Annotated in this window: 15 protein-coding genes; 10 read left to right on the top strand and 5 right to left on the bottom strand. The window is 42.8% G+C overall.

The genetic code is table 11. The features are described 5' to 3' along the window. The first annotated feature begins 70 nt into the window (after positions 1 to 70). Positions 71 to 1,708 carry an NAD+ synthase gene (locus tag AC0VYI_RS16075; protein ID WP_199475426.1) on the top strand — a complete coding sequence of 546 codons (1,638 nt, stop codon included), beginning with the start codon at positions 71 to 73 and terminating at the stop codon, positions 1,706 to 1,708. Between the two features lie 55 nt (positions 1,709 to 1,763). Here AC0VYI_RS16075 and AC0VYI_RS16070 read toward each other — a convergent pair whose 3' ends face one another. Further along, positions 1,764 to 3,065 (bottom strand): sensor domain-containing phosphodiesterase, encoded by a 1,302-nt coding sequence (locus tag AC0VYI_RS16070; protein WP_475444102.1) that lies wholly within the window; start codon positions 3,063 to 3,065, stop codon positions 1,764 to 1,766. Positions 3,066 to 3,365: 300 nt separating this feature from the next. Here AC0VYI_RS16070 and AC0VYI_RS16065 point away from each other — a divergent pair, with 300 nt between their 5' ends. Beyond that, positions 3,366 to 3,935 carry a hypothetical protein gene (locus AC0VYI_RS16065; RefSeq protein ID WP_199475428.1) on the top strand — a complete coding sequence of 190 codons (570 nt, stop codon included), beginning with the start codon at positions 3,366 to 3,368 and terminating at the stop codon, positions 3,933 to 3,935. A 13-nt stretch (positions 3,936 to 3,948) separates the two neighbouring features. On the opposite strand, the gene AC0VYI_RS16060 is transcribed toward AC0VYI_RS16065, so the two are convergent. Both AC0VYI_RS16060 and AC0VYI_RS16055 read right to left on the bottom strand, forming a co-directional pair. Beyond that, positions 3,949 to 5,433, bottom strand: coding sequence for a glycosyl hydrolase family 79 N-terminal domain-containing protein (locus AC0VYI_RS16060; protein WP_475444100.1), 1,485 nt, complete (start codon positions 5,431 to 5,433; stop codon positions 3,949 to 3,951). Between the two features lie 254 nt (positions 5,434 to 5,687). Continuing rightward, positions 5,688 to 6,254, bottom strand: a complete 567-nt coding sequence (locus AC0VYI_RS16055; protein WP_199475430.1) for a hypothetical protein — start codon at positions 6,252 to 6,254, stop codon at positions 5,688 to 5,690. Between the two features lie 521 nt (positions 6,255 to 6,775). On the opposite strand from AC0VYI_RS16055, the gene AC0VYI_RS16050 reads away from it, so the two are divergent. From AC0VYI_RS16050 to AC0VYI_RS16040, 3 genes are all read left to right on the top strand, one after another. Next, a complete protein-coding gene (locus AC0VYI_RS16050; RefSeq protein WP_475444098.1) occupies positions 6,776 to 7,729 on the top strand; it encodes a GGDEF domain-containing protein in 954 nt (317 codons plus the stop codon). A gap of 129 nt (positions 7,730 to 7,858) precedes the next feature. After that, a complete protein-coding gene (locus tag AC0VYI_RS16045) occupies positions 7,859 to 9,196 on the top strand; it encodes a DUF3422 family protein (RefSeq protein ID WP_475444096.1) in 1,338 nt (445 codons plus the stop codon). A 73-nt stretch (positions 9,197 to 9,269) separates the two neighbouring features. Continuing rightward, positions 9,270 to 9,890, top strand: a complete 621-nt coding sequence (locus tag AC0VYI_RS16040) for a MarC family protein (RefSeq protein ID WP_475444094.1) — start codon at positions 9,270 to 9,272, stop codon at positions 9,888 to 9,890. A gap of 89 nt (positions 9,891 to 9,979) precedes the next feature. Here the strand turns inward: AC0VYI_RS16040 and AC0VYI_RS16035 are convergent, their stop codons facing one another. Then, positions 9,980 to 10,735, bottom strand: a complete 756-nt coding sequence (locus AC0VYI_RS16035) for a GntR family transcriptional regulator (protein WP_475444093.1) — start codon at positions 10,733 to 10,735, stop codon at positions 9,980 to 9,982. A 543-nt stretch (positions 10,736 to 11,278) separates the two neighbouring features. Between AC0VYI_RS16035 and AC0VYI_RS16030 the strand changes: the two genes are divergently transcribed. Next, entirely contained in the window at positions 11,279 to 12,388 is a 1,110-nt protein-coding gene (locus AC0VYI_RS16030; RefSeq protein ID WP_475444091.1) for an ABC transporter ATP-binding protein, read from the top strand. An 11-nt stretch (positions 12,389 to 12,399) separates the two neighbouring features. Then, positions 12,400 to 13,536 (top strand): Gfo/Idh/MocA family protein, encoded by a 1,137-nt coding sequence (locus AC0VYI_RS16025; protein WP_475444089.1) that lies wholly within the window; start codon positions 12,400 to 12,402, stop codon positions 13,534 to 13,536. Positions 13,537 to 13,625: 89 nt separating this feature from the next. Here the strand turns inward: AC0VYI_RS16025 and AC0VYI_RS16020 are convergent, their stop codons facing one another. After that, complete coding sequence (locus AC0VYI_RS16020) at positions 13,626 to 14,240, bottom strand: GNAT family N-acetyltransferase (protein ID WP_475444087.1); 615 nt, start codon at positions 14,238 to 14,240, stop codon at positions 13,626 to 13,628. A 226-nt stretch (positions 14,241 to 14,466) separates the two neighbouring features. On the opposite strand from AC0VYI_RS16020, the gene AC0VYI_RS16015 reads away from it, so the two are divergent. From AC0VYI_RS16015 to AC0VYI_RS16005, 3 genes are all read left to right on the top strand, one after another. Beyond that, positions 14,467 to 15,828 (top strand): extracellular solute-binding protein, encoded by a 1,362-nt coding sequence (locus AC0VYI_RS16015; protein ID WP_475444086.1) that lies wholly within the window; start codon positions 14,467 to 14,469, stop codon positions 15,826 to 15,828. 65 nt (positions 15,829 to 15,893) lie between these two features. Then, entirely contained in the window at positions 15,894 to 16,784 is an 891-nt protein-coding gene (locus AC0VYI_RS16010; RefSeq protein ID WP_475444084.1) for a carbohydrate ABC transporter permease, read from the top strand. Beyond that, positions 16,784 to 17,620, top strand: a complete 837-nt coding sequence (locus tag AC0VYI_RS16005; RefSeq protein ID WP_475444082.1) for a carbohydrate ABC transporter permease — start codon at positions 16,784 to 16,786, stop codon at positions 17,618 to 17,620. The genes AC0VYI_RS16010 and AC0VYI_RS16005 overlap by 1 nt, the downstream gene beginning before the upstream one ends. Positions 17,621 to 17,658 lie beyond the last annotated feature (38 nt).

Here is a 17,658-nt window from a genome sequence, read left to right as displayed (position 1 = left end):
CTTTACCTAGGTTGGGTAATTCCAGACAATAAGATGCATATTCTAACAGAGTTTACGAGATAGCAACTGTATGACATTACGAATCGCAATGGCACAGCTAGATATGCTAGTTGGTGACATCACAAAAAACACACAAGCTGTTATTGATGCGGCCAACCAAGCCCGTGATAGGGACCAAGCAGATGTGATCGTTTTTCCAGAATTAACGCTCACGGGTTATCCTCCAGAAGATTTACTATTGCGCCCGAGTTTGGATGGCCGTATCGAATCTGCTTTATTAAAGCTTCTTGAGGAAGTTCAGGGGATTTATGTAGTGGTTGGTTACCCACGTCGCATTGATGGTGACTTGTTTAACTGTACAGGTGTTATCTATCAAGGAAAGTTGTTGGGGGAATACGCTAAGCAAGAGTTGCCAAACTTTTTAGTATTTGATGAAAAACGCTATTTTAGGGAAGGTCGTGACGCCTGCATTGTGGATATTAAAGGGGTCAAATTTGGCTTAACCATTTGCGAAGACATCTGGCATCCAGGCCCCATTGCACAGGCTAAAGAAGCCGGTGCTGAAATCATTCTAAACTTAAATGCATCTCCGTTTCATATTGAAAAAATGGGCCAGCGAGAAGCCTTGCTACATCAGCGAGCGACGGAAGTGAGCCTGCCTATTGTCTATGTTAACTATATGGGAGCCCAAGACGAATTAGTCTATGAAGGCGGCTCTTTTGTGGTGAATGCGCGCGGTGAGAAAGTGTCGCAAGCCCCTTGGTTTGAAGCAGGCTTGTACTGTGTTGATGTGATCGTTGATGAAAGCCAACCGAATAAAGTCATGCCTGTTGCAGGAGAAATCGCTCCGGCACTGGATGTCGAGGCCAGTGTTTATCAGGCGATGGTTTTGGGGCTGCGTGATTATATTAATAAAAATCGCTTTAAAGGCATTGTACTTGGTTTAAGTGGCGGTGTGGATTCCGCCTTATCCTTGGCGGTGGCGGTGGATGCCATTGGGGCGGATCGTGTTCAGGCGGTGATGATGCCTTATACTTATACTTCTTCTATGAGTTTAGAAGATGCTGAAGAAGAAGCGAATCTATTGGGGGTGAAATACAGTGTGTTGCCTATTGAGCCTATGGTGTCCGCATTTAGCGATGCTCTAGCACCTGAGTTTGATGGGTTTTCAAAAGATACGACAGAAGAAAACTTGCAAGCACGTACTCGTGGTGTGGTCTTAATGGCTATTTCCAACAAAAAAGGCTTGATGGTGCTGACAACGGGCAATAAAAGTGAAATGGCGGTTGGTTATGCGACGCTTTATGGGGATATGGTTGGCGGTTACTCTGTCCTAAAAGATGTCTTTAAAACGCTTGTCTTTAAGCTTTGTCATTACCGTAATTCATTAGGACATGTGATTCCCGAGCGTGTAATCAGTCGTCCCCCCTCCGCAGAATTAGCCCCCGATCAAGTCGATGAAGATTCTTTGCCAAGCTATGATGTGCTTGATGAAATTTTGCACATGTACATCGAACAAGATTTGAGTGCCGAGGCTATTTTGGCGACTAAACAGTTTGATCGTGACACTGTCTATCGCGTTTTACGCCTTGTAGATGTGAACGAATATAAGCGTCGTCAAGCGCCAACGGGAGTGCGTGTCACGGCACGAGGTTTCGGACGAGATCGTCGGTATCCGATAACGAATGGCTGGCACATCGGCGACTAGCACTGTCAATGCGTTGAGTTAATCGCTCTTCATCGTTTTTCCTAAAAAGGAAGGGTTATTCGGCCTTTTGTTCGTTTTGTACATTCAATTCGAAGCTAAAGGCTAGCGCCTCGCTTAAAGGGATTGGGTGGCATAAGTAGTAGCCCTGCATTTTTTCCACTCCCAAGTATGTCAAGGTATTTGCTTCTTCTTGAGTTTCAACGCCTTCTCCCAGCACTTTACTACTGGTTTCTTTGGCAAAGCTGGTTAAGGCAGTAATCAGGGCACGGCGACCATTATCCGCATTGATATTGTTAATTAAACTTCGGTCTAGTTTAATTATGTCTGCTTGTAATTCTAGGATATGATGAAAGCTGGCGAAGCCGGCACCAGCATCGTCAACCGCAAGGCGCAAACCTTTTCTTCGAAAAGGCTTAAGGGTGTCCTGAAAGGCTTGATAGTCATCGATGACTTCTCGCTCTGTGACCTCTAATATAATTCGCTGTAACGGAGCATGCTCTAATAACTCGCGAAAGCGCTCGGAATAGATGTATTTAGGAGATAGGTTCACGGTGATATAAAAGCAGTCAGGGATGTATTCAAGATGCTTTAGAGCGGTTTCAATGGCGAACATCTCGAGCTCTTCGCCAAGTCCTGCCTGCTCCGCTATGTCAAACCAATAGTCTGGTGTTCGAACGGGTTCGATATTGAAGCGTGATAAGCATTCAAACCCTAAAACGCACTTATTAACAATATCGTATATGGGTTGAAAAACAATAGATAGTAATTGATTCTGAATAATGGTGGTGATCTGGCTACGTAGTGCTTGCTTGATCGTGTTTTGTTTTATTCTGTCTTCTAAGTTGCGAGCGGCGACTTTCGCAAAGAGCTTCATTAACGATACGTCTTTTTTAGAAAGTGTAGGATCCGGCTTTTTGCTGAAGCAGCATAGCGTGCCATATATCGATTTGTCAGAGAAAATAATCGGTACGCCAATATAGCTGCCTATATTAAGCTGGTGGGTGATGCTGAGACGTTTTGTGATGGCATTGAGTGAGGTATCTGGAATCACTTCTGGCAAAATGTTGTCAGCAATTAATTGGCAGTAAGTTTGTTCACAGAGGTCAACATGGCCACTTTTAAGGGCCGTTTCATTATCATGATTGATGTCGATCTGGCATATTTCACGCTGACCATTATGAAAACGGGAAAGAAACGCAACATCCATTCCTAAATGAATACGTACGGCATTAATGAGGTAGTCAAGATCATAGCTTGGGTCATGGGAGGTCGTCGTGTCGGACGATTGTCCTGAGATGATACTAAGCATCGTTTGTTTTTGGGGCTCGATTAAATCGCTTTTATAATGTGGTCCCATACGGTGGCCTTACGTTGAAGTGCTGACGTGTTCCTTTGTGAGCGTACTGATTTTGATTAGGCTGATTGTATAAGGATATTCACTAGCTTACTGTAAGAGTCTGTGTTGATGTGTAGGAAAATTATGAAAGAAGTTATTGCACTGAAAAGACCACAAAGCGGTGTTTTATCAGAAGAAAAATGAAATGACTTGTTTAATGATCCGTTAAAAATGTAAAAAAAGTGTTTGCATGTACTTGTCACGTTTAATTTGTGTCGTTTTTTTGTATCCTATGCACAGCTTTTTATTTGTAGGAAGAAAATGTTTCGTTTTATTCTGATGGGGTTGTTGCTTGTGTCAAGCGTGGCCTTTGCCTCCCTCCCTTCATGCGACATACATGACATGAACAGTTTGATCGCTTGTTTGAGTCATTCTGAGCGGCTGAAGCTTGTTCCGAAAACAATCAATAACGGACATTGGGTGTATACCATTCAAGCGACGAAAGACAGCGATACACCGAATGTGTTTATCGCGACATTATTGTCTTCATCAAGTGTGCACTATATTGATCGTCCTGTTGAAATGACCATTCGTTGTAAAGATAAGAAAGTCAATTTCCAGATTCACTGGGAGGGAGTGAAGCTAAAAGAGGGTTCTCCTTCTGTTATCTATCATTTTGATAATGGCCCAAATCAGTCTGCGAAGTGGGATACCGCTGTTGGCCGCGAATCTCTGGAAGTTTCTAAGCCAATGGATTTTATTCGCGAGCTGGCTAAGTCAAAACAGTTTATGGTTCAGGCGACAACAGATCATGCGCCGTCGGTCAACGCCGTTTTTGATACCACAGGGCTCGCCAATTTAATGCCCGTTATGAAAGGGCTTTGTTATTAATGGCATGATTTCGTTATAAACTAAAACACCAGAAACTAATGCTATAAGCACTGACAACATTTAGCTTTGATAGGGCTGGGAAGTCTTTTAATTTGACTTGTCCACCATTAAATTTTGGGCGAATACCATTGATTCTGATTTTCCTTGATGTCAATGAGTCCGCTGTCATTTCATAACGTCTTTTCTTTGTTCCAAACCCCTGACACTGGATGATTTTATGGCGTGCCGACATGTTAAGAATCATGAGAGTGCACTTGCCTTCTTTTCGCGCACTGTGACAGTAGACAAGCACGTCTGGATCACTGCTTCTTACGTCATACACCTCTTTTCCCATCAACTTATTCCAGAGCCAACTGAGCCAATAGTCAGGATTGAGCTTAAGAGATTGGCGATTAATCAGGGCATAATCTCCACCGATCAAACTCTGTCTGATCATTACTTTTTGACCGAGGCGTGCCCCTCTTCCTAACTGATCGGCCCACCAAAAAGAAGAGGCAAATCGATCAGATAGTTTGGCTTCGCCACCACACTGTGCTGAGCCAGTTTCACCTGTCCATATATCTGCTTGTGGTTGATACCTGTTTCGGTAGGTTGTGAGCTGTGTCAAATAGCGTTGGAAGTCGAGTAAAGATCGCGCAGATAAGGTGTTTCTTAGTGTCGCGGCACGAGTACGAATGGGGGATCGACTGCTTTGAAAAGGATAATAATGCCAATCAACAATATCGAGTTTTTCGGTTAAAGAGGACAGAAAGCTTGGAGTGATGTTGCTAAAGGGTTTTATGGTTTCTCCTAGTCTAGGCCAAAAAGCACTGCCGGGACCCGCTATTTTACTGTTCGGACTGTGTTGTCTAACGGTGCGAATAAAGGTGTCATAATCTTTCGCAAGAAGACGAGCTCTGGGTTGAGAGGTAATACCATGAAAAGCCCAGTAAGCATTGAGTTCATTGCCAAGCTCGCAAATAGCGATGTGTTGATGGTTGTCTTGACTGTATTTGAGTAACTTGATGACCTCGTCAGCTTGCCAATGACCGTGTTGTTGGCGGTTAAAAAGGCCATATTTAAATGTGAACATAAGGGATAGGTTTAGGCGTTCGCAGAATTTATGTAAGTCATCCCACATAGTTTTACGTAATACGAGAGTATTACTGATAGCCTCTCCTGTGTCGAAATAGTGAATATTATCTGCTTCAGAACCTCCAACCCTTAAATAGGCGGGCCCTAAGGTTTGTACTAATTTGTCTAGTTTTCCAGGTTGCAGGTTCAACGGTGGTATTTTTTGAGTCCCCAATCCTTGTTGGCTGCTGGTGCTCCCTTCCCACCAAAAGCCACCCGCTAGAACAGAAATGTCGATAGAGAAGGAAAGGTATTTATCATCTACCTGAGCAATAGTGCCAGTTTGATTTAGGGTAACGATGACGTTATTACTTTGAGGTTTTAGTGTTTGACGCAGCACACTGCGTCGATGGGGCCAACGTATCAGCCGATTTCGTTTAAACAAGGAATAAGCCTCCAAATGGTCACCATAAGCTTTTGTCTAATACCTTAGTATGCAAAGTGAATGTGACACTTAGAAGAAAAAGTGGTGGTGTAGTAGTTGCTACCTGCATAAAAAATGAAAAAGCAGAATCTTTAAAAAAAGGGAAAGACAACCAAATAGAAGACCATTAACGTGGTCGGCAGCAGGCGTATGTTAATACGATGTTGACTTTAGCATCGCTCTAAGCAATTCAATTAGTAATGTGCTGGCTCATGTTAATTTGTGAATGCGCAAGTGATAGAGCGTTTCGCCTTCTCCGAACTACAAACGGTTTGATAGGCTTGTGGATTGTTAATTAGGGCGTAGTGTGCGTCACTGTCTCGACATAGATCTTCAAATCGCTCCTTTTTTTGTATAAATAATTCGCGTTCATAAAGAGAGTCGGTATTGGCTAGCGTATCGCTGTTTAGTTCGGTAAAGTTGTCTTCTCTAGCTTTCTCCGCACGATATTGTAGTTCGTTGTACTGCATACGTACCTGATGACAATAGCCACTGTTTGGCTCGGTTTCTGTACAGTCGTCGAGTGTGTTTTTTAAGTCTGCCAGTGCCTGAGTGTATTCGTCCTCAGGTATACCATTTTGACGTTGTTCTTCTGCTAGTCTATTTAACTCTCTGGCTTCTATTGCCTTTCGGTCAGCATTTAACGCTTGCTCTTGTTTGAGACAAGAGCGACCAAAGTCGACCAGATCAAGCGCGTCAGCTGGATGGCTAATCGAAATCAGAGAGCCGATAAAAATTGTCGCAAAGCCATTAACAGACCAAGATAAAATATGGCGTTTCATAATTGTCTCTACCCAACAATAATACGGGGGTAAGTCTATCTTAATTCCACTGATATGTAACAAGGATTAGGTAGGATAAGAGGTTATTCTGTTCACGAATTGTCACCACTGTATTGACATAAATCTTACGGTCAAATCAAATACAACTTATGTAAGTGTTTTTGCTCTTCTGGACTCGCTTCCACTTCTGGATCGGTTTGTCTAGAAAACGAGTAAGTATCCGTTCATTATTCTCTATGTCGGTATAACCTAATATCTGCTATAGCCGTAGTGGCTATAAAAAGGCAGGATATGAGCTAAAGAGAAGCGGTTTAGTGCCAATATAATGGTTATTAGAAGAAATCTTCTTTTTGGTAAACTTATTATTGGTGAAAGGGGATCTTGAATCCCTCCGTCAGACATTGATGATGGATCAGGCGAAGCGATCATAAATTTCGAAGTGATGTAAACGAAAATAGAATATAAAAAGGCCGCAGACAGGGTCCGTTAGCTGCTTCAAAAAATTTTTAGGTGACCCTTAAATGACTGAACGACAAAAAGTTTTAGTAATTGATGATGAAATTATTAATTTAAAAGTCATTAGCAGTATATTACGTGATGATGTGGATGTGATATTAGCGAAAAGTGGCGAGCAGGGTATTAGAAAAGCCATTGAGCTGATACCTGACTTAATTTTGTTGGATGTAATGATGCCTGGTATGGATGGTTTTGAGACCATGACGCAGTTACGTCATGATGTTCGCACCTGCGCTATTCCAATTATTTTCATCACGGCACTGGGCAATGAAATCCATGAGGAAAAGGGGTTATTGTTAGGTGCAAGTGATTACATCCAGAAGCCTCTTCATACAAATATTGTCCGAGCTCGTATTCAGTTGCACTTAAAATTAGTGAAGCAGCAACGTATGTTAGAGCGTTTAGCAAATATTGATCCTTTAACGTCACTTGCCAACCGTCGTAAATATCAAGATGTCATTTCAATGGAGTGGGATGTAGCAATAAGTAACCAAAGCCTGATTTCCATGGCCATCATCGATATTGATAATTTCAAACAATACAATGATTGCCACGGCCATGCCGCCGGTGATCGTGTGCTCCAACAAGTGGCGGATGTATTTTCTAAGCAGTTTAGCCATGAAACGCACTTAGTAGCGCGTTATGGCGGAGAAGAATTTGTCGTCCTTTTACCAGGCTTGTTAGAAGAAGAGTCCTTGGCCATTATGTGTAATTGTCTTAAGGCTGTAGAACAATTAGATTTGCCTTACCATAGTAATGATCAGCGTGTTGGGATCGTCACCATAAGTGTTGGGGGAGCGACTTGTCGGCCATCAAGCTCCCATGATATTGACACATTTTTTCGTTCAGCGGATAAAATGTTGTACCTTGCTAAAAAGGAAGGCAAAAATCGAGTTTGTTGGACCCGTGACGATGACAGTCAAAACCTGAAGAGCCTCTTGGAAGATCAAAATAATTAACTTTTTTGATTAAAGAGAGGTATTCACTCATTTTCATTCCTATTTTTCTGCTTGACGGTCAATAACCGTTTATTCATTTAATGATCCTTTGTTAAAGTAAGGGTGTCATTCTCTAGCTTGGGGCGTTTTGTGAATTCTGCGAATAATGTTTATGGCTTAACCTTACATCCCTCTCGTGAAACGCTTTATGCTGAAATGCATTCACGACCATTTCAAGTATTACCAAGTCCTGCACAGGTAAGTTATCTGGCTATTTTGCTTAGCCCTGAGCAGAAGCAAAAAGAATTTGATGTGTTTTGTGCTCTGTATGAGGATTTTGGTCAAGTTCCCCCTTTGGAAGATGGGGTGTGCTTCGATGTTGATTTTGGCGAATTTCGTATTCGTCGTGATAAACATTTAGAGTTTACGTCTTACATGGTGATCACCACAAAAGATTCACCCAATGGTCATTTTGTTGACAACCCTTTAGGACTGTTACCCAAAGACTGGTTGGCAGCGATACCAGGTACCGTCATCGCGGCTTTCCATGTGGAGGTTGCCGATGCCCGTACTCAGCCAGAGCCTGATTTATTTGAGGTAAAGGGCTATTTCGAAGAGATGAGGTTAGTGGGAAGTCGTCCACAAAATGGTGATGCGCAAGTTTGGACTACTTTCCAGCTTCATAGTGATGGTTGTGGTCGTTTTTTGATATATAACAAAAACATGAGCGATAGCCAATTAGGCCGGATGGTACAGCGTGTGGTCGAAATAGAAACCTACCGATTGTTTGCCCTATTAGCGTTACCTATCGCACGCAAATACAACCCTCAATTGGCACAAATGGATCAACAGTTGGCGATGATGACGGCGCGTTTAGCAGATGCCAAAGAGGAATTAGACGAACAGGCTTTGTTGACCGAACTTATTAATATGGCGGCTTGGGTGGAGGCTGCCCGAGCACAAACCACGTTTCGTTTCAGTGCGACTAATGCCTACCATGATTTGGTGATTAAAAACTTAAACGAGCTCAAAGAAGATGAAGTGTCGGGGCATTTAACCATTACCGAGTTTATGACTCGCCGACTTACGCCTGCCGTGCGAACCTGTATAGCCACGGGCGAGCATTTAGAAAACCTGTCAAGACGTATTGATCGAGTGTCTGACATGATGCGAACCCAAGTGGAAATGTCGATTCAATCACAAAATCAATCGCTATTGGCATCAATGGATCGTCGCTCAAAAATCCAATTGGCGATGCAGCACACAGTGGAAGGATTGTCGGTTGCTGCGATCAGTTATTACAGCATTGGGCTGTTAAAGTTTCTTATTCAAGCGCTTTATGACAGAGGGGTCCATTTTGATAAAAGCCTTGCTATGGGCATTGCCGTTCCCATTGTCGTGGGTGGAGTGTGGTTGGCAACACATCAAATTCATAAGCGTTTTTTAAAACTGGCGAAAGAGAAGGTGAGTGAAGGTGATGGCATCTAATCTTCTTGGATGAGAAGTAAAGAAGTCATGATTCTGTCGACTAATATGAGCATTTAGAGGGATTGTTTTCTGGATGATAGATTTTATTGCTGTATTTATAACTTTTTTCGCTGTAATTGATCCGATTGGAACCATTCCTGTTTTTATCGCGGTGACGGATCAATATGATCAAAAAACGAAGCGGCGTATTGCGTTGCTAGCGACGTTGGTCTCTGCTGGTGTCTTAATCTTTTTTGTTGTGATGGGGGAGTTAATACTAAAAGCTTTATCCATTCCTTTGCCTGCATTTCAAATATCGGGTGGCATTGTGCTTTTCTTGTTTGCGTTAAATATGATTTTTGGGGATAGCAAGCCAGAAGAGGAAATCAAGTTGTTGCAAGGAGATCATAAAGAAACGGCTATTTTTCCGCTTGCAGTGCCTTCCATTGCTAGTCCAGGGGCAATGCTTGCGGCAGTATTGTTGACAGAGAATAATCTATTTAGTCTTTGGGAGCAGACGCAAACTGCTTTAGTGATGTTGTTTGTACTGGTTGTAGCGTATATTTTTATGTTGCTTGCAGGCGTTATTCACCGACTGATCGGTAGCAGTGGTGCGAGCGTAGTGAGTCGTGTGATGGGGTTGATTTTGTCTGCTATTGCGACAACCAATATATTGGCTGGGCTTGGTGAATATTTTAAATGGTTACCTGCGTAGGAACGTTATAAAGCTAAAGCATCGTGATCAAGCCCAATATCAGGTTGTCGAACATGACAAGTTAACAACCTGATGGTTAAGCATATTCACTAAATGGTGTTGTGGATTTCGGCGACAAAGTCGTAAGAGTCTCCAGGGAACCAAGAGCGAGTAAATTCAATCGGGGTGCCATCTTGGGTGACAGCGGTACGTTCGATATAGAGTACCGCGCTAAGCGCTGGGATATCGAGTAAGCTCGCTCTTTGCTCATCAATGCTAATAGCCCGTAAGCGCTGGAAAGCGCGAACCGGGCGACAACCTTGTTTTTCGAGCAAGCTGTATAGAGACCCTTCCATGGCAAACGGATTCACAATATAGCGGCTGGGAATGGTCGCCATCTCCAACGCCATGGGTTTGCCATCAGCAAAACGAAGGCGATAAAAGCGCACCACCTCTTGTTCAGGCGATAGCTGTAAAGCTTTGCATTCATCGTCGTGGGGCATGCCGAGGGATCGGTCGAGCCATTTAGAGGTGATGTCTTTACCCCGCGCCATCATAACTTCAGTAAAGCTACGAAGATGGTTGAGTGGTTGCTCAACCCGTTCGCTGACAAATGTCCCCGCACCTTGGCGTTGAGTCAGAACTTCCTCTTTTACTAACTCATCAATAGCACGTCGAATGGTGACGCGGGAAACATCTAAATATTTCGCAAGATCTCGCTCAGGTGGGAGTGTGTCTCCACTTAAAAGGCGCCCAGCCGTGATCGAAGCCTGAATGGCTTTTTTCACCTGCATGTAGAGAGGCATTCCTTTTTCTCTCAAAGCATCGGCTGTACCAAATAGTTCGTTAACTCGGTGTTGGCTCATGAACATTTCCTAAGCGAAAGTGATGTTTTCATGCATTTCTATGTCCAGCAATAAAGGCTATAGCAGGTGGCTTGAGCACACTATTTTAGCCAAATTTTAGACCTATATGGGCTAGTTGTAGGCTTATTTTGACTCTATTCCCTCTGTTGAAATGGATGTGGCTGCAGGGGGGATAGATGTAGACATATTTTATCATAAGGAAAGTATTCTCCAAATTGGTTTTGTTTTTTCGAGTATAAGATTCTTGTAAAAATGATACCAATTTATTTTTTTTCGTATATTTTTTAGCCTTTTTTTTGAAAAATACTAGTATTGGTATCTTAATTGGTATTATTATCTGGTTATTAACTGAGTTTGTCTAGTTCAAAAGTGATGAGGTTAGGAAAGATAAAGAGCAATGTTCTCGCTCTCAGGCCTTTAGAAGGCGTCATTAAAGCATAACTCTGAAAGTATATTTGGAGGTGTTGTCACAATGATCTCTTTTTTTAAAAGGGTCTCTGAAAGCCCAGCAGAACATATTTTGACGCAATAGGATAGATAAAAATGGCGAGTCTTAATTTAACCAATATAACGAAATCTTTTGATAGCTTGGAGGTCTTGCGAGATATCAATCTACATATTCATGACAAGGAGTTCATTGTATTTGTAGGGCCATCTGGCTGTGGAAAGTCAACTCTTTTGAGAATTATTGCGGGCCTGGATTATGCTACCAGTGGCACGATTGACATTGACTCGGTTGAAGTTGGAAAGATGAGTCCTGTTGATCGTGGTATTGCGATGGTGTTTCAGAGCTATGCGTTATATCCCCATATGAGTGTTTTTGAGAACATCGCTTATCCGTTAAAAGTTCGTAAAACGCCTACATCAGAGGTAGAGGCCCAGGTAGGGCGTGTGGCTAAGATTCTAAAGCTCACAGATAAGTTATCGCTTAAGCCAAGTCAGTTATCTGGAGGCCAGCGCCAACGGGTAGCTATTGGTCGTAGTATTGTACGAAACCCTAAAATTTTTCTTTTTGACGAGCCATTATCTAATTTAGATGCCGCTTTACGTGGCGATATGAGAGTCGAATTGTCTCAGCTTCATAAAGAGCTGAATGCCACTATGGTTTATGTCACTCATGATCAGGTTGAAGCTATGACAATGGCTGACCGTGTTGTCGTTTTAAATGGTGGGAATGTCGAGCAGTTTGGTACACCGATGGAGTTATACCATCACCCTGCAACACGTTTTGTGGCCAGTTTTATTGGGCAACCAAACATGAATTTTATTCCTGCCACTGTTGAGAAAATTGATGCTACGGGGTTGTCTGTAGTACTTGCCAGCGGATATGCAATGACACTCCCTGTTGACACCGAATTGGTCTGTGTGGGCGAAAAAGTGGAGGTTGGCATTCGACCCGAAGATATTGTTTTGGTTGATGAGGGAGAAGGTATCACTGTTTTTGTTCGTGCAGTAGAGCGATTGGGTAATGTAACTATCATGCATGGATTAATAAGTGATGGTGATATTCGTTTTTGTGCTTCATTGCCGAGCTTTGCCAAGATTAAAACAAATGATCGAGTGGTGTTATCCATGAACTCGGCCGATTGTCATGTGTTTAATGTCGATGGGATAGCACTGCACCGTAAAAGTGCGCCCGATATCACTTTCTGAGGGGGAACATAATGAAAATAGTAACTGCTGGTATTGGACGCCGTGCGGGGCATGTATTATCAGATTTAAAATCCGCTATGCCGGAAATAGAGTTTGCCGGATACTATGATCCGCAGCCCACCCACCTTGATATGATCGGCGACGATGTCCCATGTTATCCTTCTGTCTCGGCAATGTTGTCAGATGCACAACCTGATTTATTTTTCGTAGGTTCACCCAACTCCTTTCACCTTGAGCACATTAAGCTTGGTCTTGAGTCGGGCGTACAAGTGTTTTCTGAAAAACCTGTGGTGACCACGATAGAAGATACTATGGCCTTGGCTTCCCTGTTACAGCAGCATGGTGAGCAAAGAGTGATGGTGGGATTAGTTCTGCGTTATTCACGTCATATGGTGGATTTGCGCAATGTTCTAGCAGAGCTTGGCCCTATTACATCTATGGAAGCGAATGAGCATATTGCCCCTTATCACGGTGCTTTTTTTATGCGTGACTGGCGTCGTAAAACAGCATTAACTGGTGGCTTTATGTTGGAGAAGTGCTGCCACGATTTAGATATTTACAACATGATTACGGCAAGTCGTCCAATTAAAGTCGCAAGTTTTGGCGGTAAGGGCTCTTATCTCCCCCAGTACGCACCAGAGTCAAGTTCGCAAGATGACCTATTCCATATTAAGAAGTCTGTCTGGAGCAGTGTGGATGATCCGTTCCGTAGCGATGCAGATATCATCGATTATCAGACGGGGATTCTACAGTATGAAAGCGGTGCTAATTTAGCATTTCATACCAATTTGAATGTGCCTGATGAGCATCGACGGTTTTGTGTGATGGGAGCATTAGGGATGGCGGAGGGAGACTTTCAACGGGGTTATCTTAAAGCTACCGCTCGAGATGGAAGAGTGATAGCGAAACACGATTATTCCATGGCAGATCCAACTGGCTCTAAAGGTCACTACGGTGCGGATCAGATGATGGCTGCTGATCTTGCGGCCTATCTGCGTGAAGAAATAGAAAGTCTGCCGGTGAGTGTCGTTGATGCACTAGAAGCAGGTATTGCCGCGCTGGCCTTGGATCAGGCACGTATTGAAGGTCGGGTTGTTGATTTGGCTGAGACATGGAAGGTGTTTGATGGCTATGGTCTACGCCCATGAACACCTTTTCTTGCGAGATCTTGAGGTTGAATACCCCGGGTTTTAATGCGCTGATAACGCCGCTGACTACCCGGGATGCTTTTCTATTTTTAAGATCCCAGAGCCATGGCAAAAATAACTCGACCATCATGGCTGATGTCATCAAATCCCAAACGTCTATAGAACCCTTTGGCTCTTTCATTGTCTGGGCTCACCCCAAGATGAACTCCCTTAATGCCATGTTCTTTGAGTGTATCCAGCAGTGTCTCTATCAACTTGCGTCCCCATCCAGTGGATTGTGCCTGGGGCAGTATATTTATGTGCAAGTGTGCAGGGTATTTATCATACACCCCATCGTCGTTATGAGCTGTGCTGGTAATTTCATTCCATGCTTTATGATCCAGGGGCCGAGTAGGATTAAACCCTTCGAGTTTTTCGCGAATCGATGGGCGCCATGTAGCATTCAAATGTTCATTAAACAACCGTGTATCTGGGGCTGCCACTATATATCCAATTACTTGATCTTGGTGAGCCAGTGTAAAAGCAAAGCTGGGTTCAAGATGAAGATAAGGCAGAACCCAGACATAAGCCGGAAGTGTGGGATGACTGTAAAGGTCTGTAGCATCTTGTCCACTGTTGGCCGTTTTCAGACAAATTTCTGCGAACGCATCCGCATCCGTTTGGCGAGCCTGACGAATAGAAAAATCTTCCAAAGACGATTTCATTTTTTAGCTCCTCATGTATTCAATGCAATTTGTATTAGGGGAAGAAGTGTAACATAAAAATCATGATTTAAAATGATTAAAAATTATTATAAATCAAATAGATAAGTCTTTTTTAGGGCGGATTTATCATGTCTTAAATATACTGGTTTATTTAAATTCACCGCAAGAAGTGATGCTCTGTAAAGGTCACTAATGACCTAAATAAAACAAACCAAGGGGAACGTAAATGAAATATGCTGATAACAAAAGTGATGTCTCTCTACGGCTCGGGAGTTGTCTAAAACACGTACATGCAAAATGTGTCCATTCAGTGGCGCTTCTTTGTTTGTCGATGGGAATGGCTGGGATGGCGAGCGCTGAGTCATTAAAAACCTGGGATATCTATTCAACTGCTGCAGATAACCCTGTGATGCAAAAGTTAGATAAAAATTTTGAAGCGGCGCATCCGGGCGTCACGATTAAACGAACTACGCGTAACTTCGATGATCTGGAATTAACCTTGAAACTTGCTATTTCATCAGGAGATGGGCCTGAAGTGACGAAAGTAAATCAAGGGGCTGGAGATATGGGGGCCATGGTGAAACAAGGGATGTTGTTACCTCTGGATCTTTATATCAAAAAATATAGTTGGGATAAAGAACAGTCCCAGTCTGTATTGGCAAGAGACCGCTGGACGAAAAGTGGTAAGTTTGGGATTGGTAAGACCTACGGTATTTCCAATTTAGGTGAACTAGTTGGACTTTTTTACAATACCAAAGTGCTGGCATCTGCAGGCATTAAAACACCGCCAAAGACCTTTCAGGAATTTCTGCAAGATATGGATATTCTGAAAAAACAAGGAATTACGCCAATGATGATGGGAACTGCAAATGGCCATATGGCGTTACATATGTTTGCAGCTTTGTCTCAGGCACATATCGACGCTTCACAACGCCACGCTTTAGACAAACTTATTTATGGTCAGGGTGGTTCATGGAAAACTAAAGCCAATATTGAAGCGGCTCAATTAATGCAGCATTGGGCGAAAGATGGGTATTTTTTCCCAGGCTATCAAGGTATTGGGGGAGATGATTCTGTACCGCTATTTATTGCCAATCAGAGCGGTTTTCTAATTGGTGGGTCTTGGTATTTTGGTGAAATGAAGAACAATCCGAACATTCACTTCATGGCGATTCCTGCTCCCCAAGGAATCAAACATCCATTAACTGTTGGTGGCGTAGACGTCGCTTGGGCCATTACAAACCTTGCTAATAGTCAAGCCAAGCAAGACCTAGCTGCCAGCTATATAAACTATATGGTGTCGCCAAAAGTTGCGGTTATTTGGGCTAATGCAGGATTTTTGCCCGCCATTCCTTTACCTAAAGACGCTAAGTTACACGTTTCGGGTTTACTGCAAGACGCCATCAATGTGTGGTCAACTCTCAATAAATATGATGCTTTAGGTCACTATCCTGATTGGGCAAGTCCTACAATGTTGAGAACATTTGATGACAATACGCCTTTGCTACTGGCAAATCGTGAAACACCGCAAGTCTTTGTTGATAAGTTACAAGTCGATTATGACGCCTACATGAAAACAAAAAATTAAGCTTTAGATAAGTAGTATGGCGGCCGCCTTTGTGGTCGGCTGCCATCATATAGGGATACTTGACGATGCAAAAATCCATACTTGATGAAAGCAGTGGTAAGAATTTGTTGTATGTCCTGCCTGGGCTGTTGGTTTATATCGCCTTCGTGTTTGGTCCTATCATGGCAGCTTGTGTACTTAGTTTTACGCGTTGGAATGGTATTGAAATGCCAACTTTTGTGGGGTTAGAGAATTATATCAAGTTGTTTGAAGACCAACGTTTTTTGATATCACTTCGTAATAATGCTGTTTTTATTATTTTTTATTGTTTTATTCCTTTGATAATTGGTCTTATTTTGGCAGCCATCATCAGCCGAATCCGTCATCGTCAGCAATTGGCCTTGCGGACGTTATTCTTTATGCCTTATGTGATGCCACTTTCGGTACTGGGGATTATTTGGCGATGGCTCTATAACCCTGCGTTTGGGCCTATTAATCAGGGGATGAACTGGTTAGGGCTAGGGGCATTTGCAAAACCTTGGCTGGGAGATTTTGATTTTGCATTGCCTGCGGTGGGGCTTGTTGCTTCATGGTATTTCTTTGGTTTTTGTATGGTGATTTTCATGACAGGGATGCAGAGGTTGGATCCTTCTCTTTTTGAGGCATCCCATGTTGATGGCGCAAGCAGTTTTCAAACTTTCACTCGGGTAACGGCTCCTATGTTATTGCCCGAGATCCGTATGGTGTTGTTGCTTACGGTGATTGCTTCGATCAAGAGCTTTGGATTGATCTTTACCATGACTAGAGGTGGTCCAGCAACATCAACATTAGTTCCCAATATTTATATGTATGAATTGGGGTTTCATCTCAACCGATTTGGGTACGCCGCCTGCGTAGCCATTATTGGTGCTTTATTAGTGTTTGTTGTTAATTATGCGATTCACCGCCTGATTCGTCCAGCCAGAGGGGTTTCTTAATGCAAACGAAAGCAAGTTATTTTGGTGCACCTGCGTTACCTTTCAAACTGATTTTATGGCTTTTTGCCTTAATTACAATTTTTCCATTTGCCATGCTGGTTCTAACCTCATTAAAAAGCATGCCGGATCTAATGCAAGGAGCATTTGTCCTTCCAAGTAAATTGCATTTTGAGAATTATGTTAGTGCTTGGGTGGATGGGCATTTTCGAACGTATCTGGTGAACTCCATCATAGTGGTGATCCCCGTCGTTATCGTGAGTACAGTATTAGGATTATTCGCTGGTTTTGGTTTTGCTTTTCTCAACTTTCCATTTAAGCGAACGCTTTTTGTCATGCTCACTTTCGGCATGATGGTGCCAACGGAAGCTTACATTATTCCATTGTATTATGAGATGCGATATACGGGTTTGATCAATACGTATTCCGCTCTGATTTTGCCACAGATTGCGATGTCGATACCTTTTGCAACCTTGTTTATGGCCAGTGCAATGCAACAGCTACCAGTAGATTTATTGGAAGCGGCGGTAATTGATGGTTCTAGCCGTCTAATGGTTCTAAGAAAAGTTATTATTCCGTTATTAATGCCAGCTATTTCGACTTTAGCTTTATTTTTGTTCATCTGGACGTGGAATGAGTTCCTAATTCCATTGGTATTGGTCAACGATGATTCATTTAGAACACTTCCAATCGGGATGTTGTTTTTTCAGGGGCGCTATACAGTGAATACGCCTGTTTTAACGGCCGGAGCTGTTATGGTGATTTTGCCTTTAGTCGTCGTGTATCTTATTTTTCAGCGCAAATTTATTGAAGGAATGACGTCGGGGGCATCAAAGTAATGGCATTTTATTATTGCATTAGTGTTTTATTGGTCTGC

The sequence above is a fragment of the Marinomonas sp. 63XJN7_9_ISO-PGPR-S23-217 genome (assembly GCF_056173515.1).
Note: the sequence above shows the minus strand (reverse complement) of the source record. Positions and strands in the feature narration are given on the sequence as shown.